Consider the following 23,435-nt stretch of genomic DNA (forward strand, 5'->3'; position numbering starts at 1 on the left):
TCCCGACCTCAAGAATCAACAGGGCGGCCTGATGCCGCCCTGTCACTATGACTTATTTCTTGTTATCGGCAACCGGTTCACCTTTGATGCGCACGTCGGACACCAATGCGCGGATGACGCGGGCCTTGACGCCCTCGCCGATTTCGACCTCGAGTTCACCGCTGTCTTCGAACACCTTCGTCACCTTGGCAACGAAACCACCGGTGATGATCGTATCACCGCGACGGATGTTCTTGAGCTGCTCTTCGCGCTTCTTCATCTGCGTGCGCTGCGGACGGATGATCAGGAAGTACATGATCACGAAAATCAGGATGAATGGCAGGATGCTCATCAGCATTTCCGGCGCACCACCGATACCTGTTGTCTGTGCATATGCGGGAGTTACGAACATAGAGACAATCTCCAGAGTAATACGTGTTTGAAAGTTTATAGAGCCTGCGCAATACAATGTTTGGAATGGGAAAAGCAACCGTGCAAAATCCCGTAGCGCGCTTTTCGATTTCCCATCAACATGATAGTGGCTTGAACGCAGAAAAAACAAAGGCTTGATAAGAATGTCCGAGGAATTGCTGACAGATAAACTTGACCGTCTGATTGCAGTGCTGGAGCGCATGGCACCGCCAAAACCGCAACCCGTTGATCTCGACGCGGCGGATTGCTTTGTCTGGAACCCGGACAAGCTTGCCTTCGACCCCGTCAAGAAGGTCAACCGGGTCGATATTTCACTCATCCGCGGGGTCGATCGCGTCCGCGATATTCTCTTCGACAACACCAAGCGCTTTGCCGACGGATTGCAGGCCAACAACGTGCTTCTGTGGGGTGCGCGCGGCATGGGCAAGTCATCCCTGGTGAAGGCCGTCCATGCCTCCGTCAACATTGCCGCGGCTGACGACACCGGTACGCTCAAGCTGGTTGAGATCCATCGCGAGGACATCGACAGCCTCCCCTCCCTGATGGCGGCCATCAAGGACACGAAATATCGCTTCATCCTGTTCTGTGACGATCTCTCCTTCGACCATGACGATACGTCCTACAAGTCCTTGAAGGCGGCGCTGGAAGGCGGCGTCGAAGGCCGCCCCGACAACGTCATCTTCTACGCCACCTCGAACCGCCGGCATCTGTTGCCGCGCGACATGATCGAGAATGAGCGCTCGACGGCCATCAATCCATCCGAAGCCGTTGAGGAAAAAGTGTCCCTGTCGGATCGTTTCGGCCTGTGGCTGGGTTTCCACAAATGCAGCCAGGACGATTATCTCTCGATGATCGACGGCTATGCCGCGCATTTCGATCTGCCGATGCAGAAGGAACAGCTGCATGCGGAAGCGCTGGAATGGTCGACCACGCGCGGTTCGCGCTCGGGCCGCGTCGCGTGGCAGTTCACGCAGGACCTGGCCGGACGGCTCGGCAAGAAGCTCTGAGAAACGAAAAGGCCCGCGCATCGCTGCGCGGGCCTTCTGATTCAAACCTGAGCTGATCAGGATTCGAGATATTTCGACGGATCGACCGGGGTCGAGTTCTTGCGCACTTCGAAGTGCAGCTTTGGCGATGTCGCATTGCCTGTCATGCCCGACCGGCCAAGTTCCTCGCCGCGCTTCACCTTCTGGCCGCGCTGCACGTTCAGCTTGCTCGCATTGCCGTAAACCGTGACCAGACCATTGTCGTGCCGCACGAGAACGGTGTTGCCGAACTCCTTCAGGCCATCGCCGGAGTAGATGACCACGCCGTTTTCAGCGGCCTTGATCGGCGTGCCCTCGGGAACCGAAATGTCGATACCGTCATTGCCCTTGCCGTAATTGGCGACAACGCGGCCGCGAACCGGCCAGCGCATCTGCGATGCACCGGTGGCGGACGGTGCCGATGCAACATCCTTCTCCGCATCGTTGATCACCTTTTCACTCGCCTGCGGCGGCGTGTAAGGCTTTGTCTGACCGTCAGCCTGCGGCGCAGCAATCGCTGCAGTCGGTGCCGTGCTTGCAACAACCTTTGGCTGTTCGACTGGCGGCGTCGCGGCGGTCTTCACCTGATCGACGGAACCCTTCGACTTCATGTTGTTGGCGACATTCTGCGCCAGCGAGGAACTCGATGCCGGAATGACCAGCGACTGGCCGACCCGAACGGTGCCCTCTTTCATGTTGTTGGCCTGCTTGATGGCCTCGACATTGGTGCCCGTCTTGCGGGCAATGGCATGCAGCGTGTCGCCGCCCTGAACCGTGTAGGAACCGGGATGGCTGGGTGGCGTCGTATTGTTTGCCGTCGTCGTTGCCGCGCCGTTCCGGTCCTTGACCTGCGGGGCCTGCGGAAGAATGGCTGCCGTGTTGGCGGATGCCTGTCCCGGTGTCGCCGGCTTGGTCGGCATGCGCGCTTCGCGGCCATCCGGTGTCTTCAGCGTTCCGGCTGGCGCGGCAAGCGGCGGAGCCTGCACATTGCCCATGGGCTGGACCGATGCCACCTGCTGGCGGACGGGCGCGGTGTTGGCGAGCTGACGTGCCGGCTGCGAGGAGACCGGCGGCAGTGTCGAGGCGCTGACCGCACCAACCGGCGGCAAGGCACCGCGCTGGACACCGCCCGCGGCTGGAACCGCATTGCGGTTGACCGACGCCGTATAGCTTGCATCGACTGGAGGCGTGTAACCCCTTGCACCCGCATTCTGCGGTTGAATGATTGCACGCTGGTTGTCGCTATAGCCGGAGCTGAAGTCAGCACTGGTAAAGCGCGATACTCCGGAGCTGCAGCCTGCAGCCAAACCGGCAATCATGAGAATGCTGGCATTCAGTGCCAGCCGCCGTGACGCTTTGTCTAGTACACTCAAACGCATCGCTTATCCCGCCCGTACTCAATACAAGAATATGGGGCTATTAAACCGCGTTAATGTTACCCGACCGTTAAAACGAGCAGAAAATTTGTAAAAGATTCACCAAACCCGTAAAGGGTTGCGCCTGCCCTGCGGCAGAACGTCCGTGTCAAAGGGCTGTGGCAACACCGTCAAGCAGCGGTAAAAAGCGCGCGGGCATCATATCCTCACGCTCGAAACGGCTCCCGATCTTCGACAGGCGTGACACCACCTGCTTGCCGTCAACCGGACCAATCGGCGCAATCATGACGCCATTGGACGACAGAAGCTCGACGAACTGGCGGGGCATGCTTTCAAAAGCCGCCCAGACGACAATGCGGTCAAACGGCCCGTCATGGGTCAGGCCAAGCTTGCCATCGGCATGTTTGATGAAGATATTTTCGATCTTCAATGTCTGGTGGCGCTGCTGCGCGAGTTCAACCAGAGTACGATAGCGCTCGATGGACAGGACCCGGCCGGCCAGCCGGGCCATGATGGCAGCGGTAAAGCCGGTGCCCGTGCCGATTTCCAGAACGCGGTGCGCCGGCTCAAGATCGAGGGCCTTGATCAGGCGCGCCTGCAGGTCGAGCCCTTCCATGAACTCACCGCATTCGATCGGCAGCATCCGGTCGCCATAGGCCAGCGTTCCCAGATTGCCGGAAACAAAGGCCATGCGGGACGTCGCCTCAAAAGCCGTCATGAGCCGCTGGTCCGTCATTCCCAAAGACCGCATCCGCAGGACGAAGGCGGCAAAGCCCTCCCGTTCTGAAAGCGCAGGCTTCATGCGAACGCATCCTCCAAGGTCTGGCGCATCTCGTGCGCTGTCAGATCGAGTTGAAGCGGCGTCACGGAGATGTAGTTTTTGCGGATGGCGGCAACATCGCTGTTTTCCGCCGGCTCATCCTTGCCGCGGCCGTAGCGCAGCCAGTAATATGGCAGGCCGCGTCCATCCTGCCGCTCTTCAATGGTCAATCCATGGGAAAGCTTGCCCTGCGCCGTGACGCGGACACCGGCCAGTTCCCCGCCGCTGCAGCTCGGGAAATTCACATTGAGAAGCACGCCCTTGGCCAGCGTGACAGCCAGAAGCTTCTTCAGGAGAGCCGGTGCGCGCTGTTCGACGATGTCCCACGGCAGGACGCGTGTCCCGCCATCGAGATTGTATTCCTGCGACAGGGCAATGGAGTTGATGCCAAGGAGCGTGCCCTCGATGGCCGCGGCAACGGTGCCGGAATAGGTGACATCATCGGCGGTATTCGAGCCGGAATTGACACCCGACAGGATCAGGTCCGGCGGCTCAGGCATCAGATGCTTGACGCCCATGATCACGCAGTCCGTCGGCGTACCGCGAACGGCGTAGTGCCGGTCATCGATCTCGCGCAGGCGCAGCGGCGTCGACAGCGTCAGCGAATGGGCCAGACCGCTTTGGTCGGTTTCGGGCGCGATCACCCAGACATCGTCGGAAAGCTGGCGGGCGATACGTTCCAGAACAGCCAGACCTTCCGCATGAATACCATCATCGTTGGTCAGCAGAATGCGCATCGCCCTCTCCTATGCAGCTTTTTCGATTCGTTTCAGTCCACCCATGTAAGGCACAAGTGCTTCAGGAACTGTGACACTGCCGTCCTCATTCTGATAATTTTCGACAACAGCAATCAGGGCACGCCCGACTGCGGTACCGGAACCGTTGAGCGTATGGGCGAAACGCGTCGATTTCTCCCCTTCCGGCCGGTAGCGCGCATTCATGCGGCGTGCCTGGAAATCGCCGCAGACGGAGCAGCTGGAGATTTCGCGATAGGCCTTCTGGCCGGGAAGCCAGACTTCCAGATCGTAGGTCTTCTGCGCGCCAAAGCCCATGTCGCCCGTGCACAGCGTCATCGTGCGGAACGACAGGTCGAGGCGCTTCAGCACTTCCTCGGCGCAGGCGGTCATGCGCTCGTGCTCGGCAATAGAGCTCTCGGCATCGGTGACCGACACCAGCTCGACCTTCATGAACTGATGCTGGCGCAGCATGCCGCGCGTGTCGCGGCCGGCCGAACCGGCCTCGGAGCGGAAACAGGCTGTCAGCGCCGTCATCCGGATCGGCAGATCGCGAATGTCGAGGATTTCTTCGCGCACGAGGTTGGTCAGCGGCACTTCGGCCGTTGGAATGAGATAGCGGCCATCGGTTGTCTTGAAGAGATCCTCTTCGAACTTCGGCAGCTGGCCGGTGCCATAAAGCACGTCCGCATTGACCAGAAGCGGCGGATTGACCTCGGTATAGCCATGCTCGGTCGTGTGCAGATCGATCATGAACTGACCGAGTGCACGCTCCAGCCGCGCCAGCTGGCTCTTCAGGACGGTAAACCGGCTGCCGGACAGCTTTGCTGCACGCTCGAAATCCATGTAGCCGAGGTTTTCGCCGATCTCGAAATGCTCCCTGGGTTCAAAGGAGAAGTTCTTGAGATGACCGACGCGGCGCGTCTCGACGTTGCCGCCCTCGTCCTTGCCGACCGGGACACTGTCGAGGGGAAGATTGGGAAGCACGGCCAGCGCATCGTTCAACGCACGGTCAAGCTGGCGCTCTTCTTCTTCAGCACTCTGCAGGAAGACCTTGATTTCGGCGACTTCGGCCTTCAGACGGTCGGCCGTGGCCTGGTCCTTGGCGCCCATGGCCTTGCCGATCTCCTTGGAGGCGGCATTGCGGCGTTCCTGCGCGTCCTGCAGCTTGGCGATATGCTGACGACGCTTCTCGTCCAGCTCGATCAGGCGGGACGACTGCGGCTCGACGCTCCGTTTCGCCAAAGCTGCGTCAAGCGCCTGAGGATTCTCGCGGATCCATTTGATGTCGAGCATGGTAATAAAGCCGTCTTGAAGTGTTCGTTGGATTGAGGACGTGATTGTCCGGCGAAAGCTGGAGCTGCGTCAGGACGAGATATCGCTATCGCTGGACCCTGATTGTGCTTCGGCTTCAGCTGCCTCACGCTTTTTCTCGATCAGACGCGCCATCCAGATGGAAACCTCGTAGAGAAGGATCGTCGGGAGTGCAAGACCGATTTGGCTGAGGGGGTCCGGCGGTGTGATCACCGCCGCGACGATAAAGGCAATGACGATGGCATATTTGCGCTTCGAGCGCAGGCCTTCATAGCTGACAAGCCCAACCCGGGCGAGCAACGACGTCACCACCGGCAACTGAAACACCAGGCCAAACGCGAAAATCAGCGTCATGATCAGGCTCAGATATTCCGAAACCTTGGGCAGAAGCGAAATCTGCACTTCGCCAGCGCCGCCGGTCTGCTGCATGGCAAGGAAGAACCACATTACCATGGGGGTGAAAAAGAAGAACACCAGTGCGCCGCCCATCAGGAACAGCACCGGCGACGCGATCAGGAACGGCAGAAATGCCATCCGTTCATTCTTGTACAGACCCGGCGCGACAAACTTGTAAATCTGCGAGGCAATGACGGGAAAGGCCAGAACAATGCCGCCGAACATGGCGATCTTGACCTGCGTGAAGAAAAACTCCTGTGGCGCCGTATAGATCAATTGCGCCTTTGCCGGATCAAAGCCGGCCCAGGACACGGCCCACTGATACGGGATGACCAGAACGTTGAACAACTGCCGGCCAAAATGGAAGCAAACCAGGAAAGCCACGAAAAACGCCACCAATGCCCAGATCAGCCGGCGGCGCAATTCGATGAGGTGTTCGATCAGCGGGGCCGAGCTCTTATCAATGTCGTCGTCGGTCTTGCTCAAGATTTTGTCCCCGTATCGCCAGCTTTGGCCTTGGCACGCGGCTTGGCCGTTCTTTTTGCTGGTGCAGTCTGTGCAGGCGCTTCTGCCGGTGTTTTGGCGGCAGATGGCTTGGCTGCAACCTTGGCGGGCACAGCGGCCTTGGCCGCTGCCTTGGCTGGTGCCGCCTTCCCGGATACAGCGGCGGAAGCCGGTGTTTCAGCCGCAGCCTTGGGCTTGCTGGCCCGGCGGGTTTTCTTTGGCGCTGCGGCCGTCATCAGCGGAGCGACGGGCTCCATCGTCTGCGGCTGCAGCTGCGTCGCGCCGGGAGCGGAGGGATCGGGTACGGCAATGTTGTCTTTGCCGGCCGTACCGCCATCCTTCAGGCTTGAGCGGATTTCCTCGCCAATCGTGCGGACGGGATCGAAAACCTTGCGGATATCGTTGCGCGGATCGAGGCTCTTGGCATCGTTGATGATATCGCGCACGTCATCGAGCTCGGCCTCTTTGAGGGCTTCATCGAATTGACGCCGGAATTCACCTGCAGTCGCGCGAAATTTGGCCGTCGCCTTGCCAAAGGCGCGCAGCATTTTCGGCAAATCTTTTGGCCCGACCACCACGATCACAACGATCACGATCACCAGGATTTCCGACCAACCAACATCAAACATTCATCATGCTCCGGCCGCAGCGAGACAGCAAAGCCCCGCGCAGGAAAAAACTAAATCAAGCCGCTCAGGACTTCGTTGTCTTTTCCTTGACGGAATTTACCGGCTGGTTCGGCTGATTATCGATCGTCTTGGAATTGTCAGCCGCATCATCATCGGCCATGCCGCTCTTGAAGTTCTTGATACCCTTGGCAACGTCGCCCATCAGTTCGGGAATCTTGCCGCGACCAAAAACCAGAAGCACGATCGCCAATACGATCAGCCAGTGCCAGATTGAAAAACTACCCATTTTACCCTCGCATTCGCTCAACAGTTTGAGCTCATCTATGCCTTTTCCCCGTGCTTTTCAAACACAAGTGCATATTGTTGTTTCACATTCATGTAAGTTCGGCGCAAGTGCGAATTGAAATCTTCAGCACGAATTTTCCGAACCGGCATCGTCTGCGCCACCATTGCGCACAAATATGGCAAATAAAAATTCAATCGTGTTCGACACGCGGCGTCAGAAGTCCAAGTTCTTCCAGATCGATATCGGTCAACGGATCTTCGTCTTCGGTCAATTCATCGGGATCATTGACCGGGATGGGAATGGCGAAATTGGCGGGCATGCGCGCGGACAACAGTCCGGCACCGCGCAATTCGTCGATCCCCGGCAGATCGCGCACTTCCTGCAGGCCGAAATGATCGAGGAACGAGGATGTCGTGCCATAGGTGATCGGCCGCCCCGGCGTGCGCCGGCGCCCGCGGAACTTGATCCAGCCCGTCTCCATCAGCACATCCAGCGTGCCCTTTGACGTCTCCACGCCACGAATATCTTCAAGCTCCGCCCGCGTCACCGGCTGGTGATAGGCAATCACGGCGAGCACTTCGAGTGCGGCGCGCGAAAGCTTCTTCTGCTGCACTGCCTCGCGGTTCATCAGGAAGGCAAGATCGGCTGCGGTGCGGAAGGCCCATGCGCCGCCAACCTGCAGGAGATTGATGCCGCGCTTGGAATACACCGACTGCAACTCGCCAAGCAGCGCCGGAACGTCGATCCCGGAGGGAAGACGCTCTTCCAGCGCCCTCACCGTTACCGGCTCGGCTGAGGCAAACAGGATGGCCTCGGCCATGCGCAACGCATCGGCTACGGAGATCGTTGATTTCCAGTCCGCCTCGCGGTTGTCGCTTTCATCGTTGTCAGGCTGGATATGCAGGGGACCGGTTTCAGCCATTGACCACGTCCCTCATCGTTGTCAGCGGCGGCTGATCCGTCTTTTCGGCCGGCCTTGGCGGACGATCCCGCAGGAAAATCGGCTTGAACGCACCCGTCTGCTGGATTTCCATATGCCCTTCCCGCACCATTTCAAGGCTGGCGGCAAAGGAGCTGGCAAGCACGGTGGCGCGCTCGCTGGGCGACGCGATGAAGTCGAGGAGGTATTGATCCAGTGCGGTCCAGTCTTTCATCTCGCCGACAAGGCGCATGAGAATGGTACGCGCTTCCTTCAGTGACCAGACGCTGCGGCGGGCGATCTGCACATGGGAAATCGCCTGCTTCTGCCGTTGCGAGGCATAGGCGGTCAGGAGTTCGTACAGCGTTGCCGAATAGATGTTGGTCTGATCGACAATGACGGCTTCGGGCATGCCGCGGGCAAAGACATCGCGGCCAAGGCGATTGCGGTTGACCAGCTTCGTGGCCGCATCGCGCATGGCTTCCAGCCGCTTCAGGCGGAATTGCAGCGTCGCCGCCAGCTCCTCGCCGCTCTCGCCCTCGTCGCCGGGGGTCTTCGGGATCAGCAGCTTGGACTTGAGGTAGGTCAGCCAGGCCGCCATGACCAGATAGTCGGCGGCAAGCTCCAGCCGCAGCGCTTGGGCCTGGCGAATGAAGATCAGATACTGCTCGACAAGGGCAAGCACGGAAATGCGAGCCAGATCGACCCGCTGGTTGCGCGCCAGATGCAGCAGCAGATCGAGCGGGCCTTCAAAACCCTTGATGTCGATCAGAAGCGATGGCTCGCTGACACCACGATCGGATGCACTTTCCCACAGCGCCTCCATGGGTGCCGCGGTCTTGCCATTGGTTTTCTGTTCCGTCGCCGTCAACTCTCTCTCGCTTCTATGCCACCGCTTCGAAGAAACGCTGGAATTCTTCCCGGATTTCCGCTTCAACCGAAGCATCCGGCTTTCTCGCATATTGGATCGCCCGCTGTGCCCGCTCCAGCGCCTTGCCGCTCAGTTCAGGTGTGCAGGAAGCAACCGCCGTCATCTGTTCCATAATGCCGTGACAGTGAAGCACGATATCGAGGCCCGCCGCAAAGATTGCTTTGGTCCGGTCAAAATAATCCCCAGAAAGTGCGTTCATCGACACGTCATCGCTCATCAGCAGCCCGTCAAAGCCGATATGGCCGCGAATGATCTCTTCCACAACCTTGCCGGATGTCGTCGCCGGATGCTTCGGGTCGATGGCCGAGAAGATGACATGGGCGCTCATCGCCATGGGCAGATGCGCCAGAGCCCGGAACGGGGCAAAGTCGTGTTCCGCCAATTCGTCGAGCGGCGTTGTCACGGTCGGCAATTCGTGATGGGTGTCGGCAAATGCGCGGCCATGGCCGGGAATGTGCTTCATCACAGGCAGCATGCCGCCCGCCAGAAGGCCTTCGGCCGCAGCCCTGCCCATCGCCGTGACGATTTCCGGATGCTTGCCATAGGCGCGGCTGCCGATGACCTCGTTGGCGCCCTCAACCGGAACATCGAGAACCGGAAGACAATCGACATTGACGCCAAGTTTCATGAGATCGAACGCGTGAAGGCGCGAAAGCAGCCAGGCCGCGCGCAATCCCGCCTCCTCGTCCTGCTTGAAGAGGGCACCCAGCGCCGATCCGGCGGGATAATTGGGCGCCAGCGGCGGCCGCAGACGCTGCACCCGCCCGCCTTCCTGATCGATCAGCACCGGGGCTTCGTCACGCCGCACCAGATCACGCAGATGCGCGGTCAGATCCTCGACCTGTGCCGCTTCGCTGACATTGCGGGCAAACAAGATAAAACCCCACGGGCGTTCATCGCGGAAGAACGCGATTTCGTCGGGGGTCAGTTTCAGACCGGACGTGCCGGCAATCCATGCTTTTGATTCGCTCATGGGTAAAGTCTACTGCGGTGATGCAAAAAAGGAAAAGGCGGCCATTGGCCGCCTTTGTCTGGTTATGTGGCGGGCTTACTGCGTCACGAAGCAGCTGCCGCCCGCCGACTTGAACTTGGTGCACAGATTGACGGCAGCGTCCTTTGTACCGGCCGGGATACGAACACGGTAGAATGTACCCTTGCCGGCAATCTCGGCCTGCTTGATATCGACACCACGACCGGCGATCACGCCGGGATAGCGCTGGGCGAGCGAAGCATAGGTCTTCTGCGCGCCTTCCGCCGTCGGCTGCGAAGCAACCTGGATCAGATAGGTGCCCGGTGCCACGGCAGAAGCAACCTGCGGCTGCGGCTGACCGGCCGGCTTTTGCGGCGCGACGCGATCAACAACGTTCAAGGGCTGGTCGGCCGGACGGGAGTCGACAATCGGGACATTCTTCGGCGCAACGGAGGCAACCGTCTCTGCCGTGATCTTCTTCGTCTCGACCGCCTTGGCCGGCAGCTTGCCGGTTGCCGGAGCCTGCGGCTTGGCAACCAGGGGCTCAACCGCCGGTTTTGGCGTTGCAGGATTGCTGGCCGCCGCAAGCGAGCCGATCTGATCGTTGCCGTCGGGCATCGCATTGACCGGTGCCGGGGCCGCCGGAGCCGGACGCGCCATGGGCGCGGCGGCAGGACCCGAAGCGACGGGATCGGCAGCCTGCGGAATGGCGGCTACCATGGTACCATCGGGCTTCACGACCATAGTCTGAACCTTGCGCGGTGCGATGGCGCCATTCGGCTGGGCCTGCTCCTCGCTCGAAGCCATGTTCGCAGCGGCGGGATCGACCCTCTCCTCTGCCTTGGTTCCGGCAATATCCTCATCCGTATCGGCGGTCAGATCGACCGGTTTTTCCTGGGTCGTGACAAGCTGCTGCTGTTTTGGCGGCGATGTATCCGCCGTCGCACCCTTTTCATAAACGATCTTGTCCTGGACGGGCGCTGTCGTGTTCGCCGTGCTTTCCGGCTGAACCTTGATCGGGGCTTTGTCGGCCATAATCACCACAGGCGCGCCACCCGATCCGCTGGTCCATTTATAGGCAACGGCACCGGACACCGCGAGAAGAACGGCTGCCGCTACGGCCCCCGGCACAACGAAGCTGCGTTTGCGGCTCATCGGCTGGGCATAGGTGGTCGCCGCCATGCCGACATCGTCGCGTTTTGGATCGTAGCCAAAATCCATGTCGTCTTCAGGACCGTTGCTGTAGCTGCTGGCAACCGGGCGGGACTGATGCGCGCTGGCAGCAGCCACTCCGACAGCTGCCGCTGCGGCGACACCGGCTCCGGCAGCCGCATAGTTTGCCGGGGTATAATGTCCCTGCTCAGCCTCATTGCCGAAGACATCGGCAAAAATATCGGCATATTCATCCTTGGCGGCCGGCGCCGGCTGCTGTGGCTCCTCCTGCGGCGCCGTATAGGCCGCACGGGTATCATCCGCCTCGATCGAGCCGAAGACTTCTGCAAATTCGGTTTCAAGCTCGCCCAAGCCATTGTACTGCGGAACATCGTCTTCGTAGTGCACTTCAGGCAGATCGAGCGACTCCGTGTACTCGACCCGGTTCTCGGTGACCGCCACGGTGTGAACATCGGGCGCAGAGGAGATTGACGAGGCCGCGCGATCCAGCTCATCCGCATAGCCGCTCAAATCCTGCGGCTCCGGCAGATGGTGGGTTTCTGCAGCAGCCAACGGCGCAACTGGAGCAAGCTCCGGCTCGCGAACGGCCGCATAGGAATGCACGGGGCTCTGGTAACGGGGCAGCTCTGCGTCCAGCGCGTGCGCCGGAACAGCTTCGTCTTCCACATCCAGCGGCACTTCGAAATCGTCGAAGGCGGCCATCAGTTCTTCCGTGTCGAAATCCTCCAGCGGATCGCCTTGGGCCGCTGCGGCTTCTTCGTGCACCGGAACTGGCGCGTAGGCAGCCGATGCCAGAACAGGCGCAGCCTGATAGGCGGCAGGTTCCGGCGCATAGGCCGGCTTCGCCTCGGCAACCGGCTGGGTGACGGACGGCGCATAAGAGGTTGCGCGGCTGATAATGGGAGCAGTTTCCGTACGACCGATGACCGGCGCTTGCGAACCATACCCCCAGGAAGCGTTTGCCGAGCGCTGAACCACAGGCTTCGCCGCACCGGCAAGAAGCGTCTCAAGTTCATCTTCAAGGCTTAAGGACGGCGCCGCAACGACAGCGCGTTCCGGCTGCGCCTGTTCGGGTACAAAGCTGACAGGCTCGTGCCCATCGCGCCCCTCGCCCGTTTCACCGTCGGCATAAACGGCGTCCGGCTCGTAATCGGCGTAGTCAGGTTCCTCATAGATCGCGACGGGCTCGACTGCGGCATGCGCATAATCCGCATTCGACATCAGTTCCCGTTCCACCGCATCCTGAATATCGAAGTGAGCAAACCGATCCGGCTCAGCATGACTGTGCACTGGCTCCGGGGCTGCCGCCGGGGCGGCACGCTGAGGATGCTCCTCAAAATCGCCCATGAGCTCGCGCTCCAGATCCATAGCAAAATCCTCGCCCGATCCGGTTGCCGTGTGTTCCTCTTCGGCAGGCGTTCCCATGATACGGGAAAGCTCCATCAGAGGGTCGTCATTACCGAATCGCGAATCATCCTGCCGGTGAGAACGCTGAAGATAGTTGTCCGCCATGGCGTTAATCCTGTACTCTCAACTATGGACGTCAAAAGACGTCACGCATTGGCCATACCAGCGCAATGTGGGCAAAAGTTGACAGGATTTCCGCGCCTTTCAGCGCATTTCGGTTGGGGCGTCCGCACCAATGATAGACAATCCGGACGCCAAAACCTTAGAAACAACCTGCACCAGCCCTAGCCTGGCTTGGGACAAGTTTGGATCGTTAACCTTAATAAAACGTAAGTCCGCGTTTTCGGTCCCCTTATTCCACTGCGCGTGCAGCGAACTTGCCAGGTCGTAGAGGTAGAAAGCAAGGCGGTGCGGCTCCTGATGGACGGCCGCCGTTTCAATCAAACGCGGATATTCGGCGAGCTTGCGGATGAGCGCAATTTCGCTTTCGTCCGTCAGCAAACCGAAGTGCTGGGCACTGGCCGCCAGTGATTCTTCACCCAGCCCAAGCTGTTCGATCGCCTGCCGGAACACGGAATGGCACCGGGCGGAGGCATACTGGACGTAGAAGACCGGATTGTCCTTGGAATGTTCGGTGACCTTGGCGAAGTCGAAATCCAGCGGCGCGTCATTCTTCCGGTACAGCATCATGAACCGGACGGGATCGCGCCCGACTTCTTCCACGACATCGCGCAGGGTAACGAACTCGCCCGAGCGTTTCGACATGCGCACCGGCTCGCCATTGCGATAGAGCTTGACGAGCTGGCAGATGAGAACCGTCAGCTTGGCCGTACCGCCGGAAACAGCGCGTGCCAGCGATTCAAGCCGCTTGACGTATCCGCCATGATCGGCCCCGAGCACATAGATCATCTCATCGAAGTGCCGGTCGTACTTGTCCTTGAAATAGGCAACGTCGGCGGCAAAATAGGTGAACTGTCCGTCGGACTTCACCAGTGGCCGGTCGATATCATCACCCACATCGGTCGAACGGAACAGGGTCTGCTCGCGATCTTCCCAGTCTTCTGGCAGCTGGCCCTTGGGCGGCGGCAGCTTGCCCTTGTACACGTGTCCCTTCAGCGTCAGGTCGTTGATCGCCGACCTGATCTGCTTGGCATTGTCCGCATGCAGCGTCCGCTCGGAGAAAAACACATCGTGATGCACGTTAAGCGAGGCAAGATCGTCGCGGATCATCACCATCATGGCATCGATGGTCCGGTCCTTGATGATCGCGGTCGCTTCTTCTTCCGGCATTGCCAGAAGTTTCGTGCCGTAATCGGCGGCAAGCGCCTGCCCGACCGGAACAAGATAGTCGCCGGGATAAAGGCCAGCCGGAATCTCGCCGATATGCTCACCCAGTGCTTCGCGGTAACGCAGCATCACCGAATTGGCGAGCACATCGATCTGCGCGCCCGCATCGTTGATGTAATATTCCTTGGTCACGTCATAACCGGCAAAGGACAGGAGATTGGCCAGCGCATCGCCGACAACGGCGCCCCGGCAATGCCCCACATGCATCGGCCCGGTCGGATTGGCTGAAACGAACTCGACATTGACCCTGTGACCATAGCCCAGCTTCGACCGGCCATAGTCGAGACCGGCGCCCAGCATGCCGGCCAGTTGCCCGTGCCAGTACGTATCCTTCAAGCGCAGGTTGATAAAACCCGGTCCGGCAACGTCAACAGAGCCGACATCCGGGTCATTTTTCAGCGCGTCGCCGATCCGGATCGCCAGTTCGCGCGGGTTTTGGCCAACGGCTTTCGACAGAACCATCGCGGCATTCGTTGCGATATCACCGTGGCTCGGATCGCGCGGCGGCTCAACGCCAACGCGGGACAGATCCACATCGGCGCCATCAATGGTTTTCAATTCAAGCGCTTGCAGGGCTTTTTTAATCCGCGCATCGAAATCGGCGAAGATGTTCATGACGTTATACTCGATCGGGTTTTTCACGTTGGTGCGGTCGTGTGACCGCGATTGGCCCTTCGCTTAAGCCAATTCGGGCGTATGGTCAAACAAGCGGCGATGCTCGCGCACAGCATAAGTGTCGGTCATGCCCGCCAGAAAATCCGCAACAAGCCGTGCGCGCGGCGCCAAACCGTCGTGTTTCGGCCCCTCGCGCCAGCCTTCCGGCATGGTCTGCTCGTCGGCCATATAGGCATCGAACAAATCGCGCACGATCTGATCGGCGGACTTCCTGATGCGGATGACGCTCTCGTGGAAATAGAGATTCTTGTAAAGGAATGATTTCAGCAGTTTTTCCTTGTCACGCATGGCAGCGGAAAACCCGATCAGCATGCGTCCGGCATTGTGAATATCGTCCACGCATTGCGGTTGCAGCGCTTCGATGTTGGTTTGGGCCGTGCGGATAACGTCTTCGACCATGATGGTGATCTGCCGCCGCACGATTTCGTGCGATGTACGGACGTCGTCGAGGACAGGATATTTCTGCCGCACTGCGCGCAGGATGTCGCCCGTCAGCGGAACCTCCTCCAATGCCTCCAGCGACAGCAGCCCTGAACGCAGGCCATCGTCTATATCATGCGCGTTGTAGGCGATATCATCGGCAATTGCCGCGCACTGTGCCTCCAGCGAGGCATAACGGCTGAGTTCGAGGTCATATTGGCTGTTATACTCGACAATGGCGGCCGGCACGGGGTGCTTCAGTCCCTGGCCATCCGCTCCCGTCAGCGGACCGTTGTGCTTCACCAGCCCTTCAAGCGTCTCCCAGGTCAGGTTCAGCCCGTCGAACTCCGCATAGCGCCGTTCAAGGCTGGTCACGATACGCAATGACTGGGCATTGTGATCGAACCCGCCAAACGCCTTCATTTTTTCGTTGAGCGCATCTTCGCCCGTATGGCCGAACGGCGTGTGACCGAAGTCATGCACAAGGGCAATCGCCTCGGCCAGATCTTCATCGAGCCGCATCGACCGAGCCAATGCCCGGGCAATCTGCGCCACTTCGATCGTGTGGGTCAGCCGGGTGCGGTAGTGGTCCCCCTCATGGGCGATGAACACCTGTGTCTTGTGCTTCAGGCGCCGAAAGGCGGTGGAATGGATGATACGGTCGCGATCACGCTGGAAAACCGTGCGTGTCGGACTCTCGTTTTCCGGTACGAGGCGGCCGCGACTGCGTTGCGGATCGCAGGCATAGGGCGCCCTCTCCCTGTATCCGAAGCCAATTCCCTGCATCGACATGATTGAATTGAATGCCTTCCCACTTTGCGGCCGCGCCGGTCGTTGACTTCGCGGTCGCCAATTCTTAGCTATGGTGTATGATGAATGGCAAGGTGTGACATGGCAATGTCAACTTAAGCCGGAGCGCTGCGAACTGGTTCGCATTTGGAGCGTGAAGAAATGAGCGATGCAATGAATGTTTCCGTATCCGATGCTGCTGCCAAGCGCATTTCGGCAATTCTGAAGTCCGATCCCGAGAAGACCGCCCTGCGCATTTCCGTCGAAGGCGGCGGCTGCTCGGGCTTTTCCTACAAATATGATCTGGTCGATGCGCAGGACGCCGATGACATCGTCATTGAGAAACTCGGCGCAAAGGTGCTGATCGATTCGATATCCCTGCCCTATATCGGCGGCTCCGAAATCGACTTTGTCGATGACCTGATGGGACAGTCTTTCCAGATCCGCAATCCCAACGCCACCTCGTCCTGCGGCTGCGGAACCAGTTTTTCCGTCTGACCGGCGTTTCAGATTTCGCGCAATCAAAACTCAGCAAAGTCGTTGTTTCCCATGAAAATTGTCACCTGGAACATCAATGGTGTGAAAGCGCGGATCGAAGTTCTGACAGCGTGGCTGCGGGAATCCAATCCGGACATCGTCTGCCTGCAGGAAATCAAGTCCGTCGACGAGCAGTTTCCGCGAGGTGAAATCGAAGCACTCGGCTATCACGTCGAAACCCACGGCCAGAAGGGCTTCAACGGCGTTGCCATCCTGTCGAAGAAGAGCCCGGACGAAGTAATCCGCGGCCTGCCCGGCGAGGATACCGATGAGCAGTCGCGCTTCATCGAAGCGGTATTTTCGACGGAAACCGGCGCCATTCGCGTTGTTTCGCTGTATCTGCCCAACGGCAATCCCATCGATACGGAAAAATTCCCCTACAAGCTGCGCTGGATGGAGCGTCTGGAACGCTGGGCGGAAGACCGGCTTGCCCTGGAGGAACCGCTTGTCCTGGCGGGCGACTACAATGTCATTGCCCAGCCGAAGGACGCCAAACACCCCGAAGCATGGCTGAATGACGCGCTGTTCCAGCCGGAATCGCGCCAGGCATTGCGCCGGCTGGAAAACCTCGGCTTCACCGATGCGACCCGTGCCGTCACGGATGAGGCTGGGACATATACATTCTGGGATTATCAGGCCGGAGCCTGGCAGAAGAACAATGGCATCCGCATCGACTACCTGATGCTGTCGCCGGAGGCCGCCAACCGTCTCACCTCCGCCAGCATCGAAAAACATGTCCGCGCCTGGGAAAAGCCGTCGGATCACGTGCCTGTGGCAATCGCCTTGGCATGATTTGCGGCTGAAGGTCCTATCGGGTCAGCTCAGGCTGACTCTTCCCGATCAGAAATCGCCGGTTTTGATGATGTCTTCGGCAAGCACGATGGCCGTCCGGCGGTCGGCCTCGTTGGCAATGGAAAACGCCTGTTCCTGAATATCGCCGATCCAGACGCGATCCTGTTTGGATGCCCGCTCGAATGCGGCTGTCATCATGGCCAGCCCGCGCACGGTCTTTCCGGCCTGGAACAGCAGGTTGCCCAGCATGGCCTGTGCACCGGCATGGCCCTTCTGGGCCGAAAGGCGGAACCATCGGGCCGCCTGATTGGGATTCGGCTGGCCGCCCTCACCCTTCATCAGCATCTTGCCGAGTTCGAACTGTGCGTCGGAGTCGCCGAAATTCGAGGCGGCCTGCAGATAGAGATCGCGGGCGGCGCTCGGATTGGACTTGATCGGTGAGTTCGGGATGCCGCGCTTCACATAACCGGCAAGGGCCACGAGCGCATCGGCAACATAACTCTCGTTCTGCGTGCCCTGTTCGGCGCCCTCATGCACGACCTGCTCGAACATCTTGTAGGCTTCGTAGTCGTCTTCCTTGACGCCGTCGCCATCCGCATACATGCGGCCGAGCTTCCAGTTGGCGCCCTGATGGCCCTTTTCCGCGGCAAATCTCAACGCCTTGACGGCTTCATCCTTGTCGCCCTTCTTGTAGGCGGAAAATCCGAACTTGAAGAGAGCGAAAGGGCTGGAATCCTCATTCATCTCATTGCTGGTGTCGAACGCATGGCACGGCAACGTCATGACACTCAAAGCAAGCCCGATCCCGAAAAACGGAGCGGCGAAGCGATCAACAATGAGCATGGCAATACACTTCCTTTGCCCGGACCGGATGCGTCGCAGCCTTGCTGCGCCCGGCACCCCCTGTCAGGACACGATTGACGGCGACACCGGCGAATACGCCGCCTGCCACCCCTTTTTGAGCGCGTATCATTTGCGCTGCGGATGTTCTTGACGATGAATGTGACGCATCATTCCAGCGATCGTTTGACCGCTTTCCGGCAATAGTACGGCCAGATATCAGGGAATGGGATGTGCCTGCAAAAATGGAATCATCGGGGCAGCGCGTCAGTTCCGACATCGCATAAAGGCTGTTGGTGTAAGCCAGTAAGATCGGTTTTGCGTCCATCATTGCCCCGGGCGGAACATCGGCACCATTGCACGACATTTCTTCAACCACTTATCGGTCGCCGCCCTATCGAGGTGCTCCGGGTTTGTGGCGCAAAATGGGCAAAATTGCCCCTTGCCTCCGCCTTGCAAATCATCGCTCAGAAGTGTTGCTGAATCGTCACAAAACGTAATGGAGAAACTCTTACTTTCGGATTGCCGGCATTGCAGTGCACAATAAACCAACGTCCAAATACTGAAAAAGCCCGGTACAAATACCGGGCTTTTCTGTTCGGTCCTGGTCGGATCAGAATTTCATCTTGCCGGAAAGCGATACGGCGGTGACGAGATCGTTGCCGAAGTCATAGGTGGCATCGGCACCGCAGGCGACGTTACCCGTGCACTTGGTCGGGCCGTAGGACCCGGACTTGAGGATGCCGATGGCGCCGCCCAGACGAAGCTCAACGTTCTTGTTCGGCGAGTATGCGAGACCACCGGACAGGAGGTAGGTATCTGTCTGCGTGGTCAGGCCGGTCGTCGTGCCCTTGTCCCAGCTGACCTGCAGCTGACCGCTCCACTGATCGTTGAACTTGTGGCCAACACCGCCCGTAACCGTCCAGCCGTCCTGGAACATCAGGTCGAGCGACGTTGCGCGGGCCGGAGACGATGGTCCGCAGGCAACCTTGCCCTTGGTTGCTGTCGGGCAGAAGGCGATAACGTCGAGAACGCTCCAGTCGACCCACTTGACCGAGCCATAGGCCAGCCAGTTCGGTGCAATACCGGTCTGAAGCTTGAATTCGACGGACTGTGGCATTTCGGCAGTGCCATAAACGTCCGTGATCCGGCCGGAAAGCGGGTTCGCAGGCGTTTTAGGCAGCTGGGTCAGATCGAGCGTGCCGCCGATTTCGCCGAGGTCAACAGCCGCATTGTACATAAGGCTGGCACGGAACGCGATTTCAGGGATTTCATAAGCGGCACCAACGCGCCAGCCGACGCCATCCGCGCTCAGGTTCAGCCTGCCGGTGCCATCGAGCGCACCGTGTGTCAGCAACGGAACAAAGCCGTTGACCATGCGTGTCTTGAAGCCTTCGAGTTCCTGATAGGAAACGCCACCGATGAAACGCAGCGAGCCCTTGTCCGTAACATGGAACTTGTAGGAGCAGGTCAGGCCCCAGTCATCCGATGAAATCTTGGTTTCAATGTTCGAGTTGTCGCCGGCCCAATTGGAACCGGGCTTGGTGTGAACACCCCAAGGCTGGCTGTAGGAACCCAGGCAGTCCAGATCAGGCGTGATGCCGACCTTCGCGCCAAATTTGTAGACGGAATAATCAGGTGTCTCGCTCGTCGAGGACTTCTTGAAGTTCTCATTTCCATCGAGAGGATTGGTGTCCTTGGCATTCTTGATCTTGCGATCAGGCATAACGTAGATCACGCCACCTTCGGTCACAAAACGCTCTTCGCTGAAAAGAAGGTCCCAGTTGTAACCGCCGCGTTCAAGGCCCCCCGCCTGTGCAGCAGTAGCAACACTTGTCAAAAGAAGCGCGCTGCCGATGATTGTGGAAATAGTCTTAGTCATTAAGTCCTCCCCGAGACCTGAAAACCTCTGAACCCGCGATCAAAGTCCAGCAAAATTGTTACCAATACGTAATAGGTAACAAAGCGGGCGAATCGTGCAACTTGTTTGCGAGAAGGCGTGTGAACAGGGTCGAAGCCCGAATTTTCAAAACATCGAAATTTCGTGATTTTTCGTCAGGGTTTCCCTGATTTTTTCAGCGGCAGACCCTTGCCTGAGGCCGGAAACAGCTGATTTTCAGCGAAAAAACGGCAATGTTGCTCAAATGCAACGGCCGTCAAAAATGACCGAATTGGGGCGAATGACTGTCGAAAATGGGGTGTGCTCCCCCCTCATTCAAGGGGAGCACAGAATAATTCAATCAAATTGAGAATCAATTAGCCCAAAATGATTAGTTTGATCAGCCGGCTTCGCTGACGCGGCGTATAGCCGTTGTAATCTTTTCGATGGATGCCTGCAGCTCGACCAGCCGCTCGCGCTCCGCCTCGACAATTTCCGGCTTTGCATTGGCAACAAATTTTTCATTGCCAAGCTTCTTGCCGATCTTGTCGATTTCCTCGTTGATCTTCCCGGCTTCCTTGCCAAGGCGGGCAACTTCCGCCTTCACGTCGATCAGGCTGCCAAGCGGCAGGCATGCCGTCGCCTCGCCGATAACAAACTGCGCCGAGCCCTTGGGGGCTTCATCGGCGAGCTCGATCGTTTCGACACGCGCGCGCCATTTGATCGAAGCTTCATGGCGCACCAATCGCTCCTTGGTCACGTCACGCGCCCCCACGACCACCAGCGGTGCCGTGGCAGAGGCAGGAACATTCATTTCCGCCCGGACCGAACGGATGCCCGTCACCAAATCGATCAGCCAGTTGATATCCGCGGCGGCTTCCCCATCGAGGAAATCCGGCTCCGGCCAGCCTGCATGGCAGAGCAGGGTATCGCGCATCTGTCCCTCGCCGGCCGTATGCGCCCAGAGCTCTTCCGTCATGAAAGGCATGAACGGATGCAGCAGCTTGTAGATTTCATCGAGGACATAGGCGGCGCAGGCCTGTGCTTCCGCCTTGGCTTCCGCATCCTCGCCATTGAACACCGGCTTCAGCAATTCAATGTACCAGTCGCAGAACTGGTTCCAGACGAACCGGTACGCCGCACCGGCGGCTTCATTGAAGCGATAGCTCGTGATGCCGTCCGTGACGTCGCGCACCGCATTGGTCAGCTCCGTCAATATCCAGCGGTTGACCGTGAGCTTTGCGTCCTGCGGCCGGAAAGCCGGATTGCGCGCAACGCCGTTCATCTCGGCGAAACGCGTCGAATTCCAGAGTTTTGTCCCGAAATTGCGATATCCGGCGATGCGGCTCGGATCGAGCTTCACATCGCGGCCCTGTGCCGCCATGATGGCAAGCGTGAACCGCAGGGCATCGGCGCCATATTCGTCGATCAGATCCAAGGGATCGATGACGTTGCCTTTCGACTTCGACATCTTGGCGCCGTTCTTGTCGCGCACCAGCGCGTGGACATAGACGGTGTGGAACGGCTCCTCATTCATGAAATGCAGGCCCATCATCATCATGCGGGCGACCCAGAAGAAGATGATGTCAAAACCGGTGACCAGAACATCGGTCTGATAATAGGTGGCAAGCTCCGGCGTCTTGTCCGGCCAGCCCAGCGTCGAGAACGGCCACAGCGCCGACGAGAACCAGGTGTCGAGCACGTCTTCGTCGCGCGTGAGAATATCGCCGGGCTTCAGGTCTTCGAGCAGGTTCTGCACGTGGGCCTTCATCGGCCCCTCATGCGCCAGATAATGCTGAATCGCGGCGCTGAGCGCTTCTTCCTCAGTCTTTTCAACGAAGACCTGGCCATCCGGGCCATACCACGCCGGAATCTGGTGTCCCCACCAGAGCTGGCGGGAAATCGTCCAGGGCTGGATATTTTCCATCCACTCGAAATAGGTCTTTTCCCAGTTCTTCGGCACAAAATTGGTGCGGCCCTCGCGCACGCTGGCAATGGCTGGTTTGGCGAGTTCCGCCGCGTTCACATACCACTGGTCGGTGAGATAAGGCTCGATCGGCACGTCACCGCGGTCGCCATGCGGGACCATATGCGTGTGATCTTCTATCTTTTCGAGATAGCCGCCCTCTTCCATCATCGCGACAATCAGCTTGCGCGCAGCAAAGCGATCCTTGCCATCGAGCGCATGAATCAGCTGATCGAGATGACTCGATTTCTCCAGTCCTTCGAGGAAGTCGTTGTTATCCTTCAAGAAGATCGAAGCATCGGTATTGAGAATATTGATCTGCCGCAGATCGTTGCGCTTGCCGACTTCCGCATCGTTAAAGTCATGCGCGGGTGTGATCTTGACCGCGCCGGACCCGGCTTCCGGATCAGCGTAGTCATCGGCAACGATGGGTATCAGGCGGCCAACCAGCGGCAGCAGGACATTGTTGTCGAGGACGGCATGATAGCGCTCGTCGGCCGGATTAACGGCAACGCCCGTATCGCCCAGCATGGTTTCCGGCCGGGTGGTCGCAACAACGATATAGGTATGCGGGTTTTCCGGATCGAAAGCCACGTTCTCGAGCGGATAGCGGAAATGCCAGAGATGGCCCTTGATTTCGCGCTGCTCGACTTCAATGTCCGAAATTGCGGTCAGCAGCTTCGGGTCCCAATTGACCAGCCGCTTGTCCTTGTAGATCAGCCCCTGCTTGTAGAGCGTCACGAAAACTTCCAGAACCGCCTTCGACAGCCCCTCGTCCATGGTGAAGCGTTCGCGCGACCAGTCGCAGGACGCGCCCAGACGCTTCAACTGGCCGGCAATGATGCCGCCGGACTCGGATTTCCATTCCCACACCCGCTCCACGAACTTCTCGCGGCCCATGGCGCGGCGGCCCGGCTGCTGGCGCTCCATCAGCTGGCGCTCGACGACCATCTGCGTCGCAATGCCCGCGTGGTCCATGCCCGGCTGCCACAGCACGTTCTTGCCGCGCATGCGCTCGAAGCGCACGAGAATGTCCTGAATCGTGTTGTTCAGCGCATGGCCCATGTGCAGCGAGCCGGTCACGTTCGGCGGCGGAATGACGATGGCGAAGGGATCCGCGCCGGGCTTCGAACCGGCTCCGGCCTTGAATGCGCCAGCGTCATCCCAGCGTTCTGCGATCTTCGGCTCTATGGCCGCGGCATCATAGGTCTTCTCAAGCATGCGAATAGTCCGTCATTTTTGCGGAAAAAGGTTAGCTACGGTGTAAACCGAATGGCTGGACATAAGTCAATGAT

Annotated in this window: 21 protein-coding genes; 3 read left to right on the top strand and 18 right to left on the bottom strand. The window is 59.0% G+C overall.

Annotated features, from left to right (window positions below):
- Positions 1-52: 52 nt before the first annotated feature.
- Positions 53-391 (bottom strand): preprotein translocase subunit YajC, encoded by a 339-nt coding sequence (gene yajC, locus AC1Q5O_RS06990; RefSeq protein ID WP_346307354.1) that lies wholly within the window; start codon positions 389-391, stop codon positions 53-55.
- Positions 392-554: 163 nt separating this feature from the next.
- Between yajC and AC1Q5O_RS06995 the strand changes: the two genes are divergently transcribed.
- Positions 555-1,418, top strand: a complete 864-nt coding sequence (locus AC1Q5O_RS06995; RefSeq protein ID WP_492562215.1) for an ATP-binding protein — start codon at positions 555-557, stop codon at positions 1,416-1,418.
- Positions 1,419-1,474: 56 nt separating this feature from the next.
- Here AC1Q5O_RS06995 and AC1Q5O_RS07000 read toward each other — a convergent pair whose 3' ends face one another.
- From AC1Q5O_RS07000 to AC1Q5O_RS07060, 13 genes are all read right to left on the bottom strand, one after another.
- A complete protein-coding gene (locus AC1Q5O_RS07000) occupies positions 1,475-2,815 on the bottom strand; it encodes a peptidoglycan DD-metalloendopeptidase family protein (RefSeq protein WP_492562216.1) in 1,341 nt (446 codons plus the stop codon).
- 145 nt (positions 2,816-2,960) lie between these two features.
- Complete coding sequence (locus AC1Q5O_RS07005; RefSeq protein WP_223613165.1) at positions 2,961-3,614, bottom strand: protein-L-isoaspartate(D-aspartate) O-methyltransferase; 654 nt, start codon at positions 3,612-3,614, stop codon at positions 2,961-2,963.
- Positions 3,611-4,369 carry a 5'/3'-nucleotidase SurE gene (gene surE, locus AC1Q5O_RS07010; RefSeq protein ID WP_223613164.1) on the bottom strand — a complete coding sequence of 253 codons (759 nt, stop codon included), beginning with the start codon at positions 4,367-4,369 and terminating at the stop codon, positions 3,611-3,613. Before surE ends, AC1Q5O_RS07005 begins: the two co-directional genes overlap by 4 nt.
- Positions 4,370-4,378: 9 nt before the next feature.
- Positions 4,379-5,662 carry a serine--tRNA ligase gene (gene serS, locus AC1Q5O_RS07015; protein WP_492562217.1) on the bottom strand — a complete coding sequence of 428 codons (1,284 nt, stop codon included), beginning with the start codon at positions 5,660-5,662 and terminating at the stop codon, positions 4,379-4,381.
- A gap of 69 nt (positions 5,663-5,731) precedes the next feature.
- On the bottom strand, positions 5,732-6,562 hold the full coding sequence (gene tatC / locus AC1Q5O_RS07020) for a twin-arginine translocase subunit TatC (RefSeq protein WP_403175326.1): 831 nt from the start codon (positions 6,560-6,562) through the stop codon (positions 5,732-5,734).
- Positions 6,559-7,209, bottom strand: coding sequence for a Sec-independent protein translocase protein TatB (tatB, locus tag AC1Q5O_RS07025; protein ID WP_492562218.1), 651 nt, complete (start codon positions 7,207-7,209; stop codon positions 6,559-6,561). Before tatB ends, tatC begins: the two co-directional genes overlap by 4 nt.
- A gap of 64 nt (positions 7,210-7,273) precedes the next feature.
- Positions 7,274-7,495 (bottom strand): twin-arginine translocase TatA/TatE family subunit, encoded by a 222-nt coding sequence (locus tag AC1Q5O_RS07030; protein WP_223613161.1) that lies wholly within the window; start codon positions 7,493-7,495, stop codon positions 7,274-7,276.
- 190 nt (positions 7,496-7,685) lie between these two features.
- Positions 7,686-8,417, bottom strand: coding sequence for an SMC-Scp complex subunit ScpB (gene scpB / locus AC1Q5O_RS07035; protein WP_464660679.1), 732 nt, complete (start codon positions 8,415-8,417; stop codon positions 7,686-7,688).
- The gene (locus AC1Q5O_RS07040; protein ID WP_223613491.1) at positions 8,410-9,240 is read right to left on the bottom strand and encodes a segregation and condensation protein A; all 831 of its coding nucleotides are present in this window, start codon (positions 9,238-9,240) and stop codon (positions 8,410-8,412) included. Before AC1Q5O_RS07040 ends, scpB begins: the two co-directional genes overlap by 8 nt.
- Positions 9,241-9,298: 58 nt before the next feature.
- Positions 9,299-10,318, bottom strand: a complete 1,020-nt coding sequence (gene nagZ / locus AC1Q5O_RS07045) for a beta-N-acetylhexosaminidase (RefSeq protein ID WP_492562219.1) — start codon at positions 10,316-10,318, stop codon at positions 9,299-9,301.
- Between the two features lie 75 nt (positions 10,319-10,393).
- Positions 10,394-12,931: an SPOR domain-containing protein gene (locus tag AC1Q5O_RS07050; RefSeq protein ID WP_492562220.1), complete on the bottom strand. Its 2,538-nt coding sequence runs from the start codon at positions 12,929-12,931 to the stop codon at positions 10,394-10,396.
- A gap of 168 nt (positions 12,932-13,099) precedes the next feature.
- Positions 13,100-14,857: an arginine--tRNA ligase gene (argS, locus tag AC1Q5O_RS07055; protein WP_288194484.1), complete on the bottom strand. Its 1,758-nt coding sequence runs from the start codon at positions 14,855-14,857 to the stop codon at positions 13,100-13,102.
- Positions 14,858-14,920: 63 nt separating this feature from the next.
- Positions 14,921-16,129, bottom strand: a complete 1,209-nt coding sequence (locus tag AC1Q5O_RS07060; protein WP_492562221.1) for a deoxyguanosinetriphosphate triphosphohydrolase — start codon at positions 16,127-16,129, stop codon at positions 14,921-14,923.
- 159 nt (positions 16,130-16,288) lie between these two features.
- Here AC1Q5O_RS07060 and erpA point away from each other — a divergent pair, with 159 nt between their 5' ends.
- Positions 16,289-16,624: an iron-sulfur cluster insertion protein ErpA gene (gene erpA / locus AC1Q5O_RS07065; protein ID WP_162800193.1), complete on the top strand. Its 336-nt coding sequence runs from the start codon at positions 16,289-16,291 to the stop codon at positions 16,622-16,624.
- Between the two features lie 51 nt (positions 16,625-16,675).
- Entirely contained in the window at positions 16,676-17,455 is a 780-nt protein-coding gene (gene xth / locus AC1Q5O_RS07070; protein ID WP_403175380.1) for an exodeoxyribonuclease III, read from the top strand.
- A gap of 48 nt (positions 17,456-17,503) precedes the next feature.
- Here xth and AC1Q5O_RS07075 read toward each other — a convergent pair whose 3' ends face one another.
- The 4 genes from AC1Q5O_RS07075 to AC1Q5O_RS07090 all read right to left on the bottom strand — a co-directional run bounded on the left by AC1Q5O_RS07075 (position 17,504) and on the right by AC1Q5O_RS07090 (position 23,361).
- Positions 17,504-18,298 (bottom strand): tetratricopeptide repeat protein, encoded by a 795-nt coding sequence (locus AC1Q5O_RS07075; protein ID WP_105732580.1) that lies wholly within the window; start codon positions 18,296-18,298, stop codon positions 17,504-17,506.
- Positions 18,285-18,674, bottom strand: a complete 390-nt coding sequence (locus AC1Q5O_RS07080; protein WP_492562222.1) for a hypothetical protein — start codon at positions 18,672-18,674, stop codon at positions 18,285-18,287. The genes AC1Q5O_RS07075 and AC1Q5O_RS07080 overlap by 14 nt, the downstream gene beginning before the upstream one ends.
- Before the next feature lie 234 nt (positions 18,675-18,908).
- Positions 18,909-20,177, bottom strand: coding sequence for an OmpP1/FadL family transporter (locus AC1Q5O_RS07085; RefSeq protein WP_464660693.1), 1,269 nt, complete (start codon positions 20,175-20,177; stop codon positions 18,909-18,911).
- Positions 20,178-20,574: 397 nt separating this feature from the next.
- The gene (locus tag AC1Q5O_RS07090; protein ID WP_223613151.1) at positions 20,575-23,361 is read right to left on the bottom strand and encodes a valine--tRNA ligase; all 2,787 of its coding nucleotides are present in this window, start codon (positions 23,359-23,361) and stop codon (positions 20,575-20,577) included.
- Between the last annotated feature and the right edge of the window lie 74 nt (positions 23,362-23,435).

The sequence above is a fragment of the Phyllobacterium sp. MT110 genome (assembly GCF_058792715.1).

Coding starts and splice junctions, on each gene's coding strand:
- yajC (WP_346307354.1), bottom strand. CDS start 391: ATGTTCGTAACTCCCGCATATGCACAGACAACAGGTATCGGTGGTGCG.
- AC1Q5O_RS06995 (WP_492562215.1), top strand. CDS start 555: ATGTCCGAGGAATTGCTGACAGATAAACTTGACCGTCTGATTGCAGTG.
- AC1Q5O_RS07000 (WP_492562216.1), bottom strand. CDS start 2,815: ATGCGTTTGAGTGTACTAGACAAAGCGTCACGGCGGCTGGCACTGAAT.
- AC1Q5O_RS07005 (WP_223613165.1), bottom strand. CDS start 3,614: ATGAAGCCTGCGCTTTCAGAACGGGAGGGCTTTGCCGCCTTCGTCCTG.
- surE (WP_223613164.1), bottom strand. CDS start 4,369: ATGCGCATTCTGCTGACCAACGATGATGGTATTCATGCGGAAGGTCTG.
- serS (WP_492562217.1), bottom strand. CDS start 5,662: ATGCTCGACATCAAATGGATCCGCGAGAATCCTCAGGCGCTTGACGCA.
- tatB (WP_492562218.1), bottom strand. CDS start 7,209: ATGTTTGATGTTGGTTGGTCGGAAATCCTGGTGATCGTGATCGTTGTG.
- AC1Q5O_RS07030 (WP_223613161.1), bottom strand. CDS start 7,495: ATGGGTAGTTTTTCAATCTGGCACTGGCTGATCGTATTGGCGATCGTG.
- scpB (WP_464660679.1), bottom strand. CDS start 8,417: ATGGCTGAAACCGGTCCCCTGCATATCCAGCCTGACAACGATGAAAGC.
- AC1Q5O_RS07040 (WP_223613491.1), bottom strand. CDS start 9,240: ATGGAGGCGCTGTGGGAAAGTGCATCCGATCGTGGTGTCAGCGAGCCA.
- nagZ (WP_492562219.1), bottom strand. CDS start 10,318: ATGAGCGAATCAAAAGCATGGATTGCCGGCACGTCCGGTCTGAAACTG.
- AC1Q5O_RS07050 (WP_492562220.1), bottom strand. CDS start 12,931: ATGGAGCTTTCCCGTATCATGGGAACGCCTGCCGAAGAGGAACACACG.
- argS (WP_288194484.1), bottom strand. CDS start 14,857: ATGAACATCTTCGCCGATTTCGATGCGCGGATTAAAAAAGCCCTGCAA.
- AC1Q5O_RS07060 (WP_492562221.1), bottom strand. CDS start 16,129: ATGTCGATGCAGGGAATTGGCTTCGGATACAGGGAGAGGGCGCCCTAT.
- erpA (WP_162800193.1), top strand. CDS start 16,289: ATGAGCGATGCAATGAATGTTTCCGTATCCGATGCTGCTGCCAAGCGC.
- xth (WP_403175380.1), top strand. CDS start 16,676: ATGAAAATTGTCACCTGGAACATCAATGGTGTGAAAGCGCGGATCGAA.
- AC1Q5O_RS07075 (WP_105732580.1), bottom strand. CDS start 18,298: ATGCTCATTGTTGATCGCTTCGCCGCTCCGTTTTTCGGGATCGGGCTT.
- AC1Q5O_RS07085 (WP_464660693.1), bottom strand. CDS start 20,177: ATGACTAAGACTATTTCCACAATCATCGGCAGCGCGCTTCTTTTGACA.
- AC1Q5O_RS07090 (WP_223613151.1), bottom strand. CDS start 23,361: ATGCTTGAGAAGACCTATGATGCCGCGGCCATAGAGCCGAAGATCGCA.